Genomic DNA, 16687 nt, shown 5'->3' with positions numbered 1-16687 from the left:
GAACTCACCGGTAACGCGCAGGTGAACAACCCCGCCGCCGAGCGTCGTCCGGCCTGGCAGTGGCGTGCGGAGTCTCGACGAAACGCGCTCGCGCATCCGCTTCCTTTCGGCCGCACCTCGGGGGTGTCGTCGCAGCACTTCCCGTTTCGCAGCCGAAAATAATGGGTAATGTCTCGCCTTCGGGGGGCGAATGGAGCATTTGCCCGTGAAGTACGTATCGAACTCCACCTGGGCGCGTCTGAAGGAAGAGGCGGCCGTTCACTTCTACGACGAACTACATCCTGACGCGCGCGGCATAAGCGCGGCGGCCCTCGACACGGAGACCTCGCCGATCGAGTGCAACGCCCCGTGGATTCCTAACCACTGCCCGGCGCTCCTCGAGGGACGCGAACTCCAATAATTGACCGGTCAGCGTCGTTGGCGGGGTCAAGAACCGCGTGAATTCCACGTTTTGGGTCACAATGAGGTATCCAGATTCACCCAAAGTTTTTTCAAGTGTGGGCAAAATGTGGGCACGCTTGCGAGGATCACGCGTTACCTTGCCAGCGTCGCAGCCTCCAGCCGAAACACCCTGCCGGCCACCAAGACCTTCAGCGCTGCTATGGCCGCCGCAGCAGGCGTTGCCTGCGTGGTGCACCACCTCAAATCCTTCATCCTGCTGTTCTGCCACGGCTACGCCCGTATGGTGAATTGAGACAGACGTTAGGAGAATCTGTTTCATGACTAATCGTCGTAAGTTCAGCGCCAAGTTCCGGGTCGAGGCCGTCGAGCTGGTGATTTCATCGGGCCGGCCGATCGCTCAAGTGGCGCCCGAGATCGGGGTCGACGAGGGAACGCTGGGCAACTGGGTTCGCGTCTGGAAAGAGGGGATCGAAGAAGAGCGCGGCACTATGCGTGGATCAGGGGTTGTGACGGTGGAGAAGACCCTCGCGATCCTTGAGATTGTTGCGGAGCGCGGAGGTGCTTCTGCCAAAGATGTCTCTCAGGCTCTGGGGTATCCCCTTCCCACCGTTTATCGTCTTCTACAGGCCTTGGTTCAGGGTGATTATCTCGTTCATCTGAAAGGTGAACGTCGATTTGAGCTCGGCTATAAGCTCGATCGACTCGGAGTCTCTTTGCATCGGCAAATTGGCGTCCCGGCCCCTGTTCGGGCGGAGATTGTCCGTCTGCACGAGGCGGCGCAGACGGCTGGTTACTTCGCGGTGTATCGCGGTGCGGATGTCGTCGTCGCGTATGTGGTCGACTCTCCCGCGCATCCGCGTCTCGTGCCCTTGAACTTTGGTTTTCATGAAGCAGCGCACGCGACGGCGTTTGGGAAGATTCTGTTGGCTGGAATGAGTACTGAGCAGGTGGGGCAGTATCTGGAGGTGCACGGGACGCCGCGATTGACCAGTACCACGATCACGTCAAGAGACGAGCTGGACGCAGAACTTTCCGCCGTCGTCAACCGTGGAATCGCGTGGAATCGCGTGGGAACGCGAAGAGTTCGTTCCAGGTATGACCTGCGCTGCGATTGGTGTGCGCAACAGTGCAGGGATGATCGTTGGCTCTGTTGCTATTAGCGCACCGACTGGCCAGATTTCCGGAACTCGCGAACGAGAACTTGAGCGTGTGCTGCGTGATGCATCGAATCAGGTGAGCAAGTATTACCGTTCGGGACAGGTGCGTCGACCGTCGGCTGGTACGGGCGGTGTCAGGTGAAAAGGCGAAGGTTCGCCATCCTAGTGATGCCGAACCTTCGCCTATAAGTGCAGGGAACGTCTATTTGGCTTCCCACCATGGTGCAATCACGGCGCGAGCGAGCGTGTGCCCGGACATGTTGAAGCCGAGAAATGACGGGGTCGCTCCCTTGTCGAGTCCGAGGGATTCAACGTCCAGGGCGTGCACAGCGATGAAATAGGTGTGCACGCCATCGCCGGCTGGCGGGGCTGCGCCAAGGTAGCGGGCGAGGCCGGCATCATTTTTCAACTGATGGGCTTTCTGGGGGAGGCCCGCTCCGTTCTCGTCGCCGACGCCGCTCTCCAGCGACGTCACGTTCGCCGGGATGTCCATTACGGCCCAGTGCCAAAACCCTGCGCCAGTGGGCGCCATCGGGTCATAGACAGTAATGGCGAAACTCTTCGTTTCCGGCGGAAATCCGCTCCAACTGAGTTGGGGACTGGTGTCCTCACCGCCAGCGCCGAAGATTCCACTGACCTGGGGCAGGGAGAATTCCTGTCCGTCAATCGCGTCAGTACTCGTCACGGTAAAGGCAGGAACCTTCTTGATCAGATCATAGGGAGTTGTAGCCATAGTGTTTTTCCTCAATCTTGTACGTTGCGTGGGAAGAGATGAAGGGACTGCTTCGGGAAGAGCCGATCCGCGCCACACGGATCTGGCCCTTTTACCTAGCTCAGATTCCTCCTGTTTTCAGTTGATCAGCGATGTACTCGGCCTGCCGAATGGCCAAGGCCACGATCGTGAGCGTGGGATTGGCGGCTGCGCTCGTGGTGAAGACAGACCCATCACTAGTAAACAAGTTGGGCACGTCGTGGGCACGTCCCCAGCTATCAACGACACCATCCTCGGGCCGCGCACTCATTCGAGACGTACCCATATTGTGCGTGGACGGGTACGGGGGAGTGCGCTGCGCACCGACCGAACCAACAGTTTCATACAGCAGCTCTGCCTGGGCGTATCCGTGATCTCGCATGGCGATATCGTTGACATGGTCGTCGAAGTTCACGTTGGGAACGGGTAGGCCATTCTTGTCAGACACCGTCGTGTTCAGCGTGACGCGGTTACTTTCCTGCGGCAGGTCTTCGCCGACGACCCAGAGCCCGGCCGTGTTGGCATACGCCTCAAGAATTTCGGTGAATCCACGACCCCACGCTCCGGGATCACCGAAGCTGGCCAGGAAGGCCGGCCCCAGTGAAATTGTCTCCAGGTAATAGCCACCAGCGAAGCCGCGGTCGGGGTCATGCTTGGACTCATCCGCGATCACTCCGGCCATGGTTTCACCGCGGTGCATTCGCACCGGATCGTTAAACCGGGCGTAGACCGAACCCGTGGTGTGTCGCATGTAATTGCGGCCAACCTGACCGGAGGAGTTGGCTAATCCCTCGGGGAACATCGGGCTGGCGGATTGAAGTAACAGCCGCGGTGTTTCGATAGAGTTCGCAGCTACTGCGACAAGTCCCGCGGCCTGTCGTTGGAGGTTGCCGTCTTTGTCGAGATACAGCACGGCGTCTGCTCGTCCTGAAGCATCGTGGGTGATCTGAACCGCATGACTCTCGGGTCGCAGGTCAAGCAACCCTGTCGCTTCGGCACGAGGGATCTCGCGCACCAGCGTCGACCATTTCGACTTGTTCTTGTCACCTTGAAAGTTGAAGCCGTCCTGAACGGATGCCGGACGGCCGTCGTACTCCTCAGCGTTCGTCGCGTACGGGCCCGTCGAGTAAAATTTGTATCCGAGCCGTTTGGCGCCGTTTGCGAAGACCTTGTAATTATTGTTCGCGGGTAGCGGCTTGCGACCGTGCACGTGCGTCGATCCCATCGCTACTTCTGCTTTGTCGTAGTACGGCGCAAGCTCGGCGAGGGTGATCGGCCAGTCGAGGAGGTTGGCGCCGTCGATCCGACCGTAGGTGCTTCGCGCAGCGAATTCGTGAGCTTTGAATCGTGGTGTTGCACCGGACCAGTGCGTTGTTGTGCCACCGACCGCTTTCACAATCCAGGTCGGAAGGTTGGGGAAATCGCGAGCGATTCGCCAGGATCCGGACGTGGTTCGTGGGTCAAGCCAGGCCATCTGATTGAAGGCTTCCCACTCGTCGTTGACATAGTCCTCGTTGCGCAGGTAGGGACCCGCTTCCAGAACCACAACCGGAAGACCTTTCGCCGTCAGTTCATAAGCAAGCGTTCCACCGCCAGCTCCCGATCCGATGATGACGATCGCTGCCTCATCATGCTCGATATTGGTCACTTCGTCATCTCCGACATGATTGCGTCGCGTTTACCGGGTTGATTGCTCGTGTCACGAGCTACTGCAGACGCATTCTCACCGCCGCGAACGCGCGCCACCGACACGGGCGTGGCAATTTCGACGAGTTGCTCCGGTCCGTCGTAGCTCTCGATCCGCGCTTCAGGAAGCCAATCAAGATCGTTGAAGCCACGGTTGATGTAGCCACCTTTGTCGAAGCTTGGCCCTTCGTAGCCGAGGATCTCCCAGACGTCCTCGTTGTCATACAAATTCAGCACGGTCGTGCGCCTGATAAAACCGAAAAACTCCGTGGTCTCGATTCGGCGCAAAACCTTGGTGCCATCTTCGTCGTTCAGATCGCGAAAATCACCTCCGGCCAGATTGCTCAGGGTGAGAAGCCCCTGCGTGAGCGCGACCCGAAACCAGGTTGAGTTCTCGGCCTCCCGCAAGATCGTGTCGGCCGTCCGCTCATAGGGACCATCGGGAAATGACGGGTGAGGAAACGCGACCCGAATGACCCGGATGAGCACGCTCCGTGCTTCGTCGGTCAATTCCGTCGCATTCATTTGTGGATACTTAGCTGGAAAGGCCATTATTGAGCTCCTTTGCTCACAATTGTCGACTGGTGCTAATTCGTGTTCGCTACTTAGGGGACGAGAATGCCACGACCGACGATCCGCCCGGCAGTTAAATCTGCAATCGCGTCGAGGGCCGCGTCCAAGGGATAGATAGCGGTGTGAAGCGTGACCTTGCCTTGAGCCGTGAGCGTCATGAGCTCCACGAGGTCGTTGTAGGTTCCGACCAGGTTTCCAATGACGTTGATTTCACGGGAAATAATCTCAATAGTGGGGATATTGACCGCGCCACCATAGCCGATCACGTAATGCGACCCGCGATTGCGCAGAAGACGCGGAGCGAGCAACTCCGCACCGCGCTCTCCAACAAAGTCGAATAAGACGTGTGCTCCACCTTCCGTAATCTCAAGCACCTTCTTCTCGACGTCATCGTCACTCGTTGACAGGACGGTGTGGTGCGCACCCAGTTTCGTAGCGAGCTCAAGGGCAGCTTCACTGCGATCGACGACCGTTATGGTTGCACTCGTAATCGCAGCCAGTGCCTGGATTCCGATGTGTCCGAGGCCACCGGCACCGACTACGACCGCGTGGGTGCCCGGGAATAGAACATCTGCCGCCTTACGCACGGCGTGGTACGCGGTCAGACCAGCATCAGCCAGCGCGGCTACATCCTGCGGCAGCAGCCCGGCGTCCAGCCTGACCACTGCGCGTGCATTGGTCAGGAGCTGCTGAGCCATACCACCATTAGCGTTAATTCCCGGAAAAGTCGCGTTCTCACAGTGCGAGTCCTGGCCCACTCTGCACGCCGGGCACAGACCACAACTAGTGAGCGGATGCATGATCACCGTGTCACCCGGTTTCACGTTATGTACCGCGCTGCCTATTTCGCGAACCCAGCCAGCGTTCTCGTGCCCGAGCGTGTACGGCAGGTGGGGGTGCTGGATGGGATCCCACTGCCCTTCAATAATGTGAAGATCCGTGCGACACAAACCGGCCGCGCCAATGTCAACAATGACATCCCACGGCCCGATCAGAGTGGGCTCGCTCACATCCTCGATCTTCGGATTTTCCCCGTAATGGTGCAGACGAACAGCCTTCACAATTCCTCCTCATCGAGATCACACAAACCAAACCGTCACGAAGTCCAGTCTGAGACAACCCATAACGCCATACCATGTCAGTTATCACAGAATGAGAACTGGTGTGTCGCGCCCCAAATTGATTACCGGACTCATGAAGGTTGCCATTCTTCCGTCAACGCCAATTCACGTCCCGGGGTATCTGGTCTCAATCCGACTCGATCCCCCCTCGATCGTCTTCGATCGTGGGCAGGCTCGCTGTGAAAGCCCGCCGCTGCACGCCGCTCTTGCCATTGCGGCGTGATTTAGCGGCCTTGCCCGGCTGAGACAGGACTGCCTCCCTTGGATGCTGGGCGTTTTCATCGTCTGCGAGGATGCGCGCGTTGATCGTCTTTTAATCTGTCTTGCCTTCAAAGCTCGCGGCGAATCGTTCGCGACGCTCGGAGCTGTCGTATTTCAGTTCCCCCGAACCGCGCTCGACGCGCGCCTGGCCGGCGACTTCGGCGACCTGCTTGCGCTCGTCGTCGTGAGAGTTAAGGTAGGTACTGGCGGCTGTCTCGAAGTCGCTGGCATTCCAGTCGTGGTCGGCCGCTTCCTGAGCCTCCCGCTCGTGTCGGTCGGCGTTGGCTAAGAGGAGCTAGCTCGCGGTGAGGTCTTCACCAGCTCGCAGCCGCTCGGTAACGGCATCGGCACGGTCGCGCGCCGCGTCCCAAAACGCCGCAGCAACAGCTGCGGGATCCGCTCCGGGCGCGTCAACGTCGATGTTGTAGCGTTCGCACACCTCGTGTTTGATGGTGTCACCGGCGTCACGGGCAACGTCATCGACGTCGCGCCACGCCGTGACAGTCTCGTTCACGCCGACGATGTCCTCCGGGGTGGCTTGGTTCCACTATTCGGGTTGTTTGACTGGTATGAGGCAGGCTCGGGTGGCTCCACGCTCAACTTCAAAGCGTTCCTGCAACTCGCGTGCCTCCTGGCCTGCGCTCGCTTCGCGCTGCCATACCAGCTGCTCGTGCAGCCGAGCGATGCTTTCTCCGAACTGTGACGCAATAGTCAGTGCGATGCGCAACGAATCGTCGAACGTCTCGCCGACACCGTCAGTTTCTTCAGCCACAATCTTCCTTTCGTTTAGTCTCTGCCCAACCCGTCACGCTCGGGCGGCGCGGCTGGGGACTTGCGCTTGGTGAGTTGTAGCGCGGTTGGGCCCGGCGAACCGGTTCCCGGCGCCGCAAGCCCCTCGGTCGTCTGTCGCACGACGTCAGGAACATCAGCTGGTGTGCGTGAGTCCGGCTGTGCGGTCTTACTGGGGACAGCCGAGAGTCGATCGGTGACCGCGGCAAACTGGTTGCGCAGCATCAGCGTGACTTGGTCGGCCCGGCGTCACCGACCGCGCTGTGCATGTCAAGAATCGCCACCGACACCCGGCCCAGCTGCCGGGGCATGATCGCCTCAGCCATCGCGCCCCGACCACCGCTGGGTGCATGCATGCATGAGAATCATGGCAGCGTTTGACGTCGACCCCAGCTCGCCCGGTTTCGGCCGCGATTGGTACGCCCGAAGATCCGCCGAGCGGGCCCACTCCTGCGACGTCTGCGCGAGTGGTCCTGGTGTCGCCTCGACGCGCTGCGACCATGCGGCGAAGCCGCCGGCAGTCTCGCGGGCGACATGCGCCCACGTGGCCCGAGCCGTCACGGGAACGTTGCGGAGCTGCTAGCACAGCTGCCCAATCTCGTCGCTGTACTGCTTCCACATCTCCGGCGGCGTACCGCGGCCGGATGAGCACCCCACCACGGTGCGACCAGCGAACGAATTCACCCTCATCAACTGATGCGGTCGCCGCGGCCCGGACAGAACGCTCCATCTCGTGAGCGCCCACCTCTGAGGTGCTCGAACGCGCGGCACGTTCCCGCTAAGGGAATAGCCCATATTTGATTGAGTGTTGAGACATTGGCTAGAAAACGCCCAGCTTGCCACGGCCGCCCACACTGCGGCGCGTCATCACCGATCTACCCACCGGAGGTGAATCAAAACCGCGTGCCGCGCAGGCCTCGATCGACGTCAACTCCGGACGTGGATTCGTCTTCGTCGACCACGTCGGGATGGCCTACGGAGCTGGTTCCTGCCGATAGCGCCCGGCTGGGTGCGCGACCAACCATTCCCCGAGATCTAGCGCGACGCCGATCTGTTGTAAGGTCTGTGCTCCGCGACACCTTCGGAAGCCAGGGCGAGTTCTGCACGGTCTGCGGCGGCTCAGGCTTACACGACTGCGCGGTCACCGGCGATCCGCTCACTGCGGATCCGAGTTGTGCGAACGAGCCGGCCCGCGAGTAGCCGGCGCGACCCGGGTAGAAAACCGGCACAGACACAAAGCACCCGGTCGTGAATTCGGCCTGGCACGAAGCGTCTGGGCGTAGTTACGAAAGGTTGTGCTTGCCGGCGACCCACTGCATGGCGCCTCGAATCGCGACACCCACCGCGGCCATGCCTACAAACATACCGATCAGCATCCAGAACAGAAGCGGCTCCAGTCCGCCGACAGTCACGTCGGCCCGCACGATCGTGCCGACAAAGAATCCGAAGATTGGCGCGAGCAGACCGATAAATGATCCCGCGAGCATCTGACGGATGCACCGAGTGCGGTGCGCAGGCGAGGCTGGCCGGTTCTTCTCCCGCTGAACCTCACTCATAAGTGGTTCCCGTCCGGAACGGGAACAGTTTGCTTGTCGAGCCACTGAGGGACCTTACTGAGGAATGGCCCGATGATATCCATCGGCAGCGGGAAGACCACCGTGGAGTTATGGTCGGCTCCGAGCTCGAGCAGCGTCTGCAAATAGCGCAGCTGCAACGACGCCGGGTTGCGGCTGAGAATCTCGGCCGCTTGCCCGAGTTCCTCCGAGGCCTGCAACTCACCGTGTGCGTTGATGATCTTCGCTCGACGTTCCCGCTCGGCTTCTGCCTCGCGGGCCATCGCCCGCTGCATTGCCTGTGGGATCTCGACGTCCTTGATCTCGACGACCTTGACCTCAACGCCCCACGGTTCGGTCTGGGCGTTGATATTGCGGGCGAGATCCTCGTTGAGATCGGCGCGGTGCGCCAGCAGGGTGTCGAGGTCGGCACGCCCGACAACGGAACGCAGTGTGGTCTGCGCCATCTGCGAGGTAGCCACGGCGTGGTTTTCCACCCCCATCACCGACCGAACCGGGTCGGTGACTTGGAACAGCACGACCGCATTCACCCGGGCGGGTACGTTGTCCTTGGTGATGACGTCCTGCGGCGGAATCGTGAGCGTCACGATGCGCAGATCGACGCGCACCATGGTGTCGATTCCAAGGAAGACGATCTGCACTCCGGGTTGGCGAATTGGACGCAACCGCCCAAAGCGAAAAGTGACGCCCCGTTCGTATTCCTGCAAGACCTTGAACGAGGCCGCGAACCAAATCAATACCAGGCCGAGCACGACCAGGAGGACAATCAGCCACGCCATCAGCGATTCTCCCCTCGGGTCCACGCGGTGGCCGCACCGGGTAGGCCGGGGTCGGATTCCGCTTCCCGTTCGGTCCAGCGGGCGGAATACGGTGAACGCACGGTGTCTCCTGTCGTTTTGGCGGGGCCGGGAACCTGTCTCGGACCGGTTTTTCTGATGTTGCCGTAGCCGCGGGCGACCTCCCTGAGACGGCCAGCTTCCCGAGTCGCGACACTCTCTTCGAGACCTTCGTGGCGTAGGTGTGCGGGAAACCCGGCCGGGCTGCGCCGCAGGTGCGACCAGAGCGGCCAGCTACACACGGCGGTGATGACAGCTGCCGCCCCCAGGATCACGAGTTCAACCCCGGTGCGCTGTTGCAGCATCGTGGCTAGCGGCCAGACCAGGCCGAGTACTACGACGACGCAGGCGATTCCCCGGTGGAATCGCTCCGCCTCCGAACTCGGCCAGGGGTCAATGTTGCGGGCGACCTGACGGCCGGTGTCCGAGGTAGTGCAGGTGTCTTTCAGCGGGCACGGATTGCACACGGTCGCACTAGCCTGATAGCGCGTCACCCGGTTGTCGGGGTCGAAGGAGATCGGCCACAACCACTGGTCTTCCGAGCATTTCCAGGCGTCGTGGTCTTCGTGGTAGGTGAAGCCCCCCGACCGCGCGGCGGTCGTCTTGGTAGCGGTCCGCCGCGCGAGAAGGTCGAGGATGTGCGCCACAATCAGCAGAAATCCGCCGTAGGTGAGCGCGAACCAGACCTCCGAATCGATGGCCCCCATCAGGAGCCGTCCACCGGGCGGGTGTCATCGTCGGTTTTTGAGTCGGTGGTCGATCGGTTGTCCGAGGCGTATCCGCTCGTGCTCCCGGCCGGGGACCCGTCCTCGATCGTCGGTTCGGCACGGTACGCGGAGACGGATACCGCCGGCTGCGCTTCCACAAACAGCGCCTCCATGGGCACATCTTGGGTGCTGCCCTTGATGCGGTAGCGCACGCCGAGCCAGGCGATCCAGACGAACGGCATGACACCACCGACGATGAAGAGTACGTCACCGGGCAACCGCAGCCATTCGAGCACGGCGTTACCGGGTTCGGTGATGAAGTTTAGGCTGCGCGCCTCGAAGTACCCGTCGTTGATGGAATGCCACAGCTGAATGACACCGAGCGGCAGCAGGGTCGCGAACGTCATCCAGGCCAGGCCAAGGTTCAGGCACCAAAACGACAATTTCGCCAGTCGATCTGGCCAGCGGTTCGCCGGAATCAGATAGCGCAGCGCGAACAGGGCTAAGCCGACCCCGAGCATCCCGTAGACACCCATCATGGCGGCGTGGGCGTGGTTGGCCGTGAGGGCCGTACCGATCTCGTAGTACGAAATGATCGGCAGATTGATTAGGAATCCAAAGATCCCCGCGCCGAGGAAGTTCCAGAATCCGACCGCTACGAGAAACATGACCGCCCAGCGGTGGGGGAACGGGGCCGAGCTGCGAGACTCCTGCCGCGATCCGAGCTGCAGAAAACTCCACGCCTCGATGGTCAGGAAGGTCAGCGGAATCACTTCAAGGGCGGAAAAGAACGCCCCCAGCGCCATGTGCTCCACCGGGGTTCCCGAGAAATACAGGTGATGCATGGTGCCAAGGATTCCGCCGGCGGAGTAGAGAATAACGTCGAGCAGAATGATCTGCATAGCAATTTTGTGCCGTACGACGCCGAGCATCACGAAGATGTACGCGACCATTACGGTTGTGAACAATTCCAGGAAGTCCTCAACCCAGAGATGCACGACCCAGAAGCGCCAGAATTCAGCCACGCTGAGGTGCACCTCGGTACCGGCAAGCATGCCCACCGCGTAGAACGCAGGAATCGCGAGACCGGAATAGAAAAACAGCCATGGCAAGTTGAAACGGTGCTCCGACTTGAGCCGAGCCCGAATACCACGGTAGATAATCACGATCCAGAGCGTCAGGCCAACAACGAGCATCCCTTGCCACACCTTCGGCAGGTCAATGTACTCCCACTGCATACCCCAGAAGATCGAATCCTTAGCCGCTTCGACACCGAAAACACTCATCGCCTCGCCGACGAAAGAGCCAGCGATGACGACAGCGAGCGCGCCAAGCAACCCATAGGCCAGCCAGTGCTGGCGCTTCGGCTCGCGCCCGGAAATGTACGGCGCGAGAAAAATACCCGCGGCGAGGAACGACGCGGCCGTCCATAGCAACGAGAGCTGCACATGCCAGGTGCGCGCGAGGTTGAAGGGCAGAATCTGCGCGAGGTCGATACCAAAGAAGCTGGATAGGTCGGCCCGGTAGTGCTCGATGGCAGCCCCGAGAAACGCCTGGGCGAGGAACATCAACGCAACGACAAAGAAGAACCAGGCAGTAGCGGACTGCGCCGGCGTCACCTTCACCTCGCCCGGCTGCCGGAATGACAACGCAGGGGTCTCTTCCCCATGCTGCCAGCCCATCTTCTTACTCCACCGACCATACAAGCCAAAAAGCGTGCCGAGGGCGACCATCAGGGATATCAGCGAGAGCGCACTCCAAACGATGATATCGGCGGTGGGCGCATTGTCAACGAGCGGTTCCGCGGGCCAGTTATTCGAGTAGGAATAGTCGTGTCCCGGCCGTTCGGCAGCGGATGCCCAGGCCGTCCATGCGAAGAAAGCCGTGAGCTCGTGCACCTCCGCCGGGTCGGTGATGACGTTGGGAATGAGCCCGTATTGCGTGGTCGGAGAACCGAAATACTCAGCGTAGTGCTGGGTTATGTCTTTAAAAGCGGCGATCTGCAGGTCGGTGAAGACCAGGTCACCCGAGGCGACGTCGAAGCGGTTGGTACGCATCATCTCGACCAGTTCGCCCTGCGGGTCCTGCACGCCCGAAGCGGTGAGGGCCTCCAGCACGAACCCTGCCGAGCGACGCAGATAGTCGGCCGTGTAATCCGGCCCCAGATACCCGCCATGACCCATGATCGAGCCGTACTGCTGCAGCCCGCGACCGGCGAACGTCTGCTGACCATCAGTGATTTCAGCGCCTGTGAAAATAACCTCACCCTGCGAGTCGACCACCTGTTTCGGCTGAGGCATCGAATCGGTGTAGGTCCTCAATGCGAGAAAACCCATGACAGCAAAACCAAAGACCATCACCAGGGCCACCCCCTGGATCCACCCCTTGGAGACCATCAACTCAGATCGCACCTGTTTTGCTTTTGCTCGAATTCGAACCACGTGGGAAGCCTTCCCTCTTGTCTGACGACTCCCTAAACGGGCCCAGCCGCTGCTCTGAGGTTAGTGGACATTAAAAGAATCAAATTACCTTTGAATCAAAGTGGTTATCAATGTAACTGCTGTAATGTCGGGTTCGATAGTCGCTTTGCGAACGCTCACAGCCAGGTCTCAACGCGTTTTATGGTCCGCATTGGCCCGGTCTCGTCACTATCCGGCTGAATACGCTCGGTCTGCACAGTGGGCAACAGCGGTAATTTATCGGCACTCGCTTGATGCGGGCATATTCCGACGCCTGCTGCATGATCACGGCAGTTAGACGGATGGCCACTTAAATTCAATGGTTCTCCTTTTGGATCGGTGTTCGCAGGGTGCTGGCGACCTGAATCTGAATCAGAATCAGAATCTTCCCATACGCGTGAGCTGTCTGATCGGAGCCACACACCGTCACCAGGGGTCTGGACATGGAAGAGGGGCTGTGTTCTGGTTCTCCGGATTCACGCGGTTTTTGTTGGATGGGAACTATAAACTGTGGCCGACTTGTGAAAAATATCAACGTGTACACACGAGTGGTTTGTATAAGACAAAACGCCACGCCCATTGGCGTGGCCGTGCATTCATCCTGGAATAGCCATCAAAGAGTTGCCCCAAAATATATCAACCCAAGACGCCTATGTGAGGACCCCTGGTCACGGGGCCCGCTCTCCCCGAAAGAGGCGCAGTCCGATTCCCGCGGCTAGCAAGGCCGCTGTTCCGAAGACCGCGAGAGCCAGGGAGAAGCCCATCACTAACAGGCCCTGGAAAACCAGGCTCCCCAGACCTAATCCGATGAACAAGACGAACGCCATCAGGCCTACCGCCTGACCGACGGTACCGGGCAAATCCGTGACGATACCTCCCAGCAGCGGTTGTGTCATGTCGTACCCCAGAGACAGCACCGCGATGGTTATTACTACAACTGGCAACGGTGCCTCAATGGCCAGGATGAGCGCGCACACTCCGGCGACGAGCACCCCTACCGGGATGATTCTCGCCCGCCCATAGCGATCGGCCAACTTCCCGATAATCGGGCCGAAGAGGAATCCAGGAATCCCGTATCCGAGCAGCGCCAAACCAACCCCGATCGGGCCAAGCCCGAAACGTTGGACCAGGTACAGCCCAAGCCACGTGTAGATCCCGGAGTGCAGCACTGCGTTGAGGAGCACATAGCTGTAAGTCCGCCGGCCTCGTGAAATAAACAGCAACTTCCCGTATGCCGCGATTACAGCATTCCACGGCGGCGCGTCCCGCGTCGTATGTGAGACGGGCAGCAAAAAAACGGATAACACCCCGATTGCCAAAATACCGACTGAGGATACGAAAAACAACCCCTCCCAGCCGATGAACGGTTCGGCCACGGCGCCGGCGGTAGAGCCAACCGCGATGCCTCCGGCCATCCCACCGAACAACCACCCCAACGCCCTGCCACGCTGAGCAAAAGGGAACACATCACCAATCAACGCCAAGGAAATTGGGACAACCCCGCTAGCCGCCGCCCCGGTCACAAGACGCATCAACATGAACATTCCGGCTGTGCCAGACAGCGCTGTGCCCGCGGTGAGAACGGCGAACGTCAGCAACGAACCGAGAATGATTGGACGTCGTCCAACCCGGTCGGAGAGCGGCCCCCACAGCAACGTCATCACCCCGTAGGGAACTAGATAGGCCGGGACGGCCAGACCTATCGTTCCGGAGTCGGTGTGGAACGCCTGCGCTAACTGGGGCAGGATCGGGGCGACCATGAAAGCCTGCGCGAAAGTCAGAAATGCCGCCGCGGTGACCAGGGCGAGGAACCCGCGTGGCGCTTGATCTAAAGCCGTCCCCCCGGCAGTGCACGTCGGTACCTTGGCCACGTTGAAATCATCAGAACTCAACGGCGCGCGCCACGTGGAAATAAAACACCGAACACGACGGCATACACGGCCGTCCCGATTAAGTCAGAACCAGGTACCGTTACGCGATTAAAGGCGAGAAGAGTTCGTTGACGGGCGGCTGACGGCACACCAAAGTTTGGCTTTGTGTTCTTTTGCGTGATCGTTGTTCTTTCTCCCCTTGTGAAATGGACTGTAGCCTGAGGCGGTTGCCATAAGCTCGCGTGGTAAAAACTAATACAGTACGTGATGAAACGCATTAGAAATATGGATGACCACATGCATGCATTAACGATCGCTTCAGCGATGCTGCGGGCTACTTGTTCAGTCGCGCGAAGACCGAATGTCTGGTGAGACCGGATGCAGAATAGGCACCTTTTCATTCGATGAGGTCACGGCCATTAAGTTTATGCGTGCGTCGTGTCGATGTATATCTCTCCCCGCCGATCGTAGGAGTAGCGAGATTAGTTAGGTCGTTTGCGGTGGAAGGCTCTGGTGAGTACTCACCGCCAGACGGTTCCACACGTTGATCGCGNTCCCTCACCTGCCCCCACAACGAGTCCGACACACCGCCGTTTCCGATGAGTGTCACCGCCTCAGTGAGTGCTATGGCGGCACGTTCGCGTTCGGAGTACACGTTCGGCGCTTCCTCCCATCCAGCCAACACATCGAGGCGGCGCTGGTCAATGCCCGCCGCTCGAGCTTCACGCCCGTGCATGTCCAGGCAGTACGCACAACCATTGATCTGCGATGCACGAATTTTCACCAGCGCCAGCTCTGATGCTTCCTGGGCGAAGAAGATGGACCCTTCTTTTAGGAACGCCCGATCGAGTTTCAGGTCCGCGTTCTCTTTCCGCAGCCGGAGCACCTCGGCCCGTTCCGACTCGGTGACAATGGTCTCGCCGGTGTCGTTTCGGGCTTTGAAAGCGCTGACCCACCGGCCCAGCGATGCCTCGTTGATGCCGAGCTCGCGGGCCACGTCTTTGTACTCAGGAGTGAAGTCCCTGCGTGTGTTTCCCTTGGGAACATTCTCTCTTGTGAGGTGTCCACTCAACGGGGGCAGGGCCAGTGCGCCCCAGCCAGGAATATGCCGGGGGCAGGCTTCTCCGTCAAAGGCTTCCGCTTAGCAGTCAGCCCTTCAATGCGCTGATCGAAAAGATCCGCTCTTCCGGCTGCGATGAACACGCCCTGGCAGTTGGTACTGGAAGACACCACCGCGCAACGCAAACCACACGATCGCACCGCTCGCACAAAACGCAGCGATCCCTGATACACCTCGACGCCATCCTTGCGGTTGTGGCGCCGGACGATATCGTTCTTCCGGTTACCGAGCCCGTTGACCGTTTCGGATGCGTCCTCGGCACTGCCCTCCGGCAGGCTCACCCCACGAGATGCCGGGAAGGAGCGGGTACTGTCGGCACGGGATTTCCGGTCAACATACGCGTCGTAATCGACAACAGCATCGAAAGGTACGAATCGGCCACCGCTTTGGGCGGCCGTTTTGGTGATGACACCATCCAGATCTGACAGGCATCCGCGCACCCCGTCGGTCACGCCGACGGAGGTGGTATCTACCGCCATCGGTTCGGATTGCTGGTTATCGGCAGCCCTGCTCGCGTCGCCCGCGCGCAGCGGAACCCGGTTCTGTTTCATCGGCGGAGAATCTGGGCGAGCACTGCGGCTTCGCTGATATCCGGGTTCTTAGTGCCGGTCAGCAGGGTCAGACGATGCCGAATAGCCAGATCTCTCAAATGTTGCAGCGCCTTGCCGCGCTCGACGTGTTCCAGTTCGGCACCGTAGCGTCGAGCGAATTCCTCGAACTTGGCTGGGTCGTGGCTGTACCACTTTCGTAGTGCCGTCGACGGTGCGACGTCCTTGCACCATTCGTCCAGTGCCGCCTTGACCTTCGTCATGCCGCGTGGCCAGATGCGATCCACTAGGACCCGAACTCCGTCCTGCTCCTCAGCCTCGTCATACACGCGGCGAACATGTATGTCCGGTTTCGCAACCATCATGCAACCTCCCCAACAATCGGTCTCAACGTCAAGGTTACGGGCGGCCCAGCTTGTAGGCACCTGATCTGCTCTGAGAACCGCCCTCGAACAGTCGTGGGCCGCTGCACCACTAGCCATCTTTCGTGTAAAGGACGCTTTCTAGCCAACGTTCACCACGGCCGCGCACCGGCTATTCAGCACGCTCGCTCCCGCGTTCTCAGACGGCTTCTACCGAGCACCCTGAGCGCTTCGTTCAGCAGTACCCGCAGCCAGCCACGTTCCCGATGACGTCCTAGATCAACGAACCTGAGAAGGAAGAAACGAACTCAATGACCGCCTAAGAAACTGACTCATAAAGGTTGGCATCTTCCGAAGGCGATAAAGAACATCATTGCCCGCTTTGCGAGCAGCGAGAGCCGGACTGGAGGGTGTGTTGAGCAGACGAGTTCACGCCGTATCTTCCATTCAGAGCGACCTCGTGGACGCTG

The 16687-nt window shown here is 59.9% G+C and carries 20 protein-coding genes; 5 read left to right on the top strand and 15 right to left on the bottom strand.

The features are described from left to right. Positions 1-205: 205 nt before the first annotated feature. From CXY73_RS02580 to CXY73_RS23410, 4 genes are all read left to right on the top strand, one after another. Entirely contained in the window at positions 206-400 is a 195-nt protein-coding gene (locus tag CXY73_RS02580; protein ID WP_146071592.1) for a hypothetical protein, read from the top strand. Between the two features lie 108 nt (positions 401-508). Then, positions 509-694 (top strand): hypothetical protein, encoded by a 186-nt coding sequence (locus CXY73_RS02575; RefSeq protein WP_104176737.1) that lies wholly within the window; start codon positions 509-511, stop codon positions 692-694. 25 nt (positions 695-719) lie between these two features. Then, on the top strand, positions 720-1562 hold the full coding sequence (locus CXY73_RS02570) for a transposase (protein WP_104176736.1): 843 nt from the start codon (positions 720-722) through the stop codon (positions 1560-1562). Beyond that, positions 1498-1701: an IclR family transcriptional regulator C-terminal domain-containing protein gene (locus CXY73_RS23410; RefSeq protein WP_146071591.1), complete on the top strand. Its 204-nt coding sequence runs from the start codon at positions 1498-1500 to the stop codon at positions 1699-1701. The genes CXY73_RS02570 and CXY73_RS23410 overlap by 65 nt, the downstream gene beginning before the upstream one ends. 60 nt (positions 1702-1761) lie before the next feature. Here CXY73_RS23410 and CXY73_RS02560 read toward each other — a convergent pair whose 3' ends face one another. The 4 genes from CXY73_RS02560 to CXY73_RS02545 all read right to left on the bottom strand — a co-directional run bounded on the left by CXY73_RS02560 (position 1762) and on the right by CXY73_RS02545 (position 5630). After that, complete coding sequence (locus CXY73_RS02560) at positions 1762-2292, bottom strand: YbhB/YbcL family Raf kinase inhibitor-like protein (protein ID WP_104134500.1); 531 nt, start codon at positions 2290-2292, stop codon at positions 1762-1764. A gap of 100 nt (positions 2293-2392) precedes the next feature. Beyond that, positions 2393-3958, bottom strand: coding sequence for a GMC family oxidoreductase (locus CXY73_RS02555; protein WP_104176734.1), 1566 nt, complete (start codon positions 3956-3958; stop codon positions 2393-2395). Further along, complete coding sequence (locus CXY73_RS02550) at positions 3955-4548, bottom strand: hypothetical protein (protein WP_233198095.1); 594 nt, start codon at positions 4546-4548, stop codon at positions 3955-3957. The genes CXY73_RS02555 and CXY73_RS02550 overlap by 4 nt, the downstream gene beginning before the upstream one ends. Positions 4549-4601: 53 nt before the next feature. Next, positions 4602-5630 carry an NAD(P)-dependent alcohol dehydrogenase gene (locus CXY73_RS02545; RefSeq protein WP_104134501.1) on the bottom strand — a complete coding sequence of 343 codons (1029 nt, stop codon included), beginning with the start codon at positions 5628-5630 and terminating at the stop codon, positions 4602-4604. 325 nt (positions 5631-5955) lie between these two features. Here CXY73_RS02545 and CXY73_RS02540 point away from each other — a divergent pair, with 325 nt between their 5' ends. After that, entirely contained in the window at positions 5956-6240 is a 285-nt protein-coding gene (locus CXY73_RS02540; protein WP_104134502.1) for a hypothetical protein, read from the top strand. A 6-nt stretch (positions 6241-6246) separates the two neighbouring features. Here the strand turns inward: CXY73_RS02540 and CXY73_RS02535 are convergent, their stop codons facing one another. From CXY73_RS02535 to CXY73_RS02490, 11 genes are all read right to left on the bottom strand, one after another. After that, complete coding sequence (locus tag CXY73_RS02535; protein ID WP_104134503.1) at positions 6247-6465, bottom strand: hypothetical protein; 219 nt, start codon at positions 6463-6465, stop codon at positions 6247-6249. A 33-nt stretch (positions 6466-6498) separates the two neighbouring features. Next, entirely contained in the window at positions 6499-6723 is a 225-nt protein-coding gene (locus tag CXY73_RS02530; RefSeq protein ID WP_104176733.1) for a hypothetical protein, read from the bottom strand. 241 nt (positions 6724-6964) lie between these two features. Next, complete coding sequence (locus tag CXY73_RS23150; RefSeq protein ID WP_255411347.1) at positions 6965-7096, bottom strand: hypothetical protein; 132 nt, start codon at positions 7094-7096, stop codon at positions 6965-6967. Between the two features lie 927 nt (positions 7097-8023). Continuing rightward, positions 8024-8296 carry a hypothetical protein gene (locus tag CXY73_RS02525; RefSeq protein ID WP_104176732.1) on the bottom strand — a complete coding sequence of 91 codons (273 nt, stop codon included), beginning with the start codon at positions 8294-8296 and terminating at the stop codon, positions 8024-8026. After that, on the bottom strand, positions 8293-9093 hold the full coding sequence (locus tag CXY73_RS02520) for a slipin family protein (RefSeq protein WP_104176731.1): 801 nt from the start codon (positions 9091-9093) through the stop codon (positions 8293-8295). The genes CXY73_RS02525 and CXY73_RS02520 overlap by 4 nt, the downstream gene beginning before the upstream one ends. Beyond that, a complete protein-coding gene (locus tag CXY73_RS02515) occupies positions 9093-9857 on the bottom strand; it encodes a hypothetical protein (RefSeq protein ID WP_104176730.1) in 765 nt (254 codons plus the stop codon). The genes CXY73_RS02520 and CXY73_RS02515 overlap by 1 nt, the downstream gene beginning before the upstream one ends. Further along, entirely contained in the window at positions 9857-12298 is a 2442-nt protein-coding gene (locus CXY73_RS02510; RefSeq protein WP_233198094.1) for a nitric-oxide reductase large subunit, read from the bottom strand. Before CXY73_RS02510 ends, CXY73_RS02515 begins: the two co-directional genes overlap by 1 nt. A gap of 686 nt (positions 12299-12984) precedes the next feature. Next, positions 12985-14208, bottom strand: coding sequence for an MFS transporter (locus CXY73_RS02505; protein ID WP_199185254.1), 1224 nt, complete (start codon positions 14206-14208; stop codon positions 12985-12987). Between the two features lie 376 nt (positions 14209-14584). Continuing rightward, the gene (locus tag CXY73_RS02500; protein ID WP_158253997.1) at positions 14585-15184 is read right to left on the bottom strand and encodes a carboxymuconolactone decarboxylase family protein; all 600 of its coding nucleotides are present in this window, start codon (positions 15182-15184) and stop codon (positions 14585-14587) included. Between the two features lie 71 nt (positions 15185-15255). Continuing rightward, the gene (locus tag CXY73_RS02495) at positions 15256-15858 is read right to left on the bottom strand and encodes a hypothetical protein (protein WP_104176727.1); all 603 of its coding nucleotides are present in this window, start codon (positions 15856-15858) and stop codon (positions 15256-15258) included. Then, on the bottom strand, positions 15855-16217 hold the full coding sequence (locus CXY73_RS02490; protein WP_104134514.1) for a DUF488 domain-containing protein: 363 nt from the start codon (positions 16215-16217) through the stop codon (positions 15855-15857). Before CXY73_RS02490 ends, CXY73_RS02495 begins: the two co-directional genes overlap by 4 nt. Positions 16218-16687 lie beyond the last annotated feature (470 nt).

Source organism: Cryobacterium sp. Y50, assembly GCF_002929805.1.
Classification (GTDB): Bacteria; Actinomycetota; Actinomycetes; order Actinomycetales; family Microbacteriaceae; genus Cryobacterium.
Note: the sequence above shows the minus strand (reverse complement) of the source record. Positions and strands in the feature narration are given on the sequence as shown.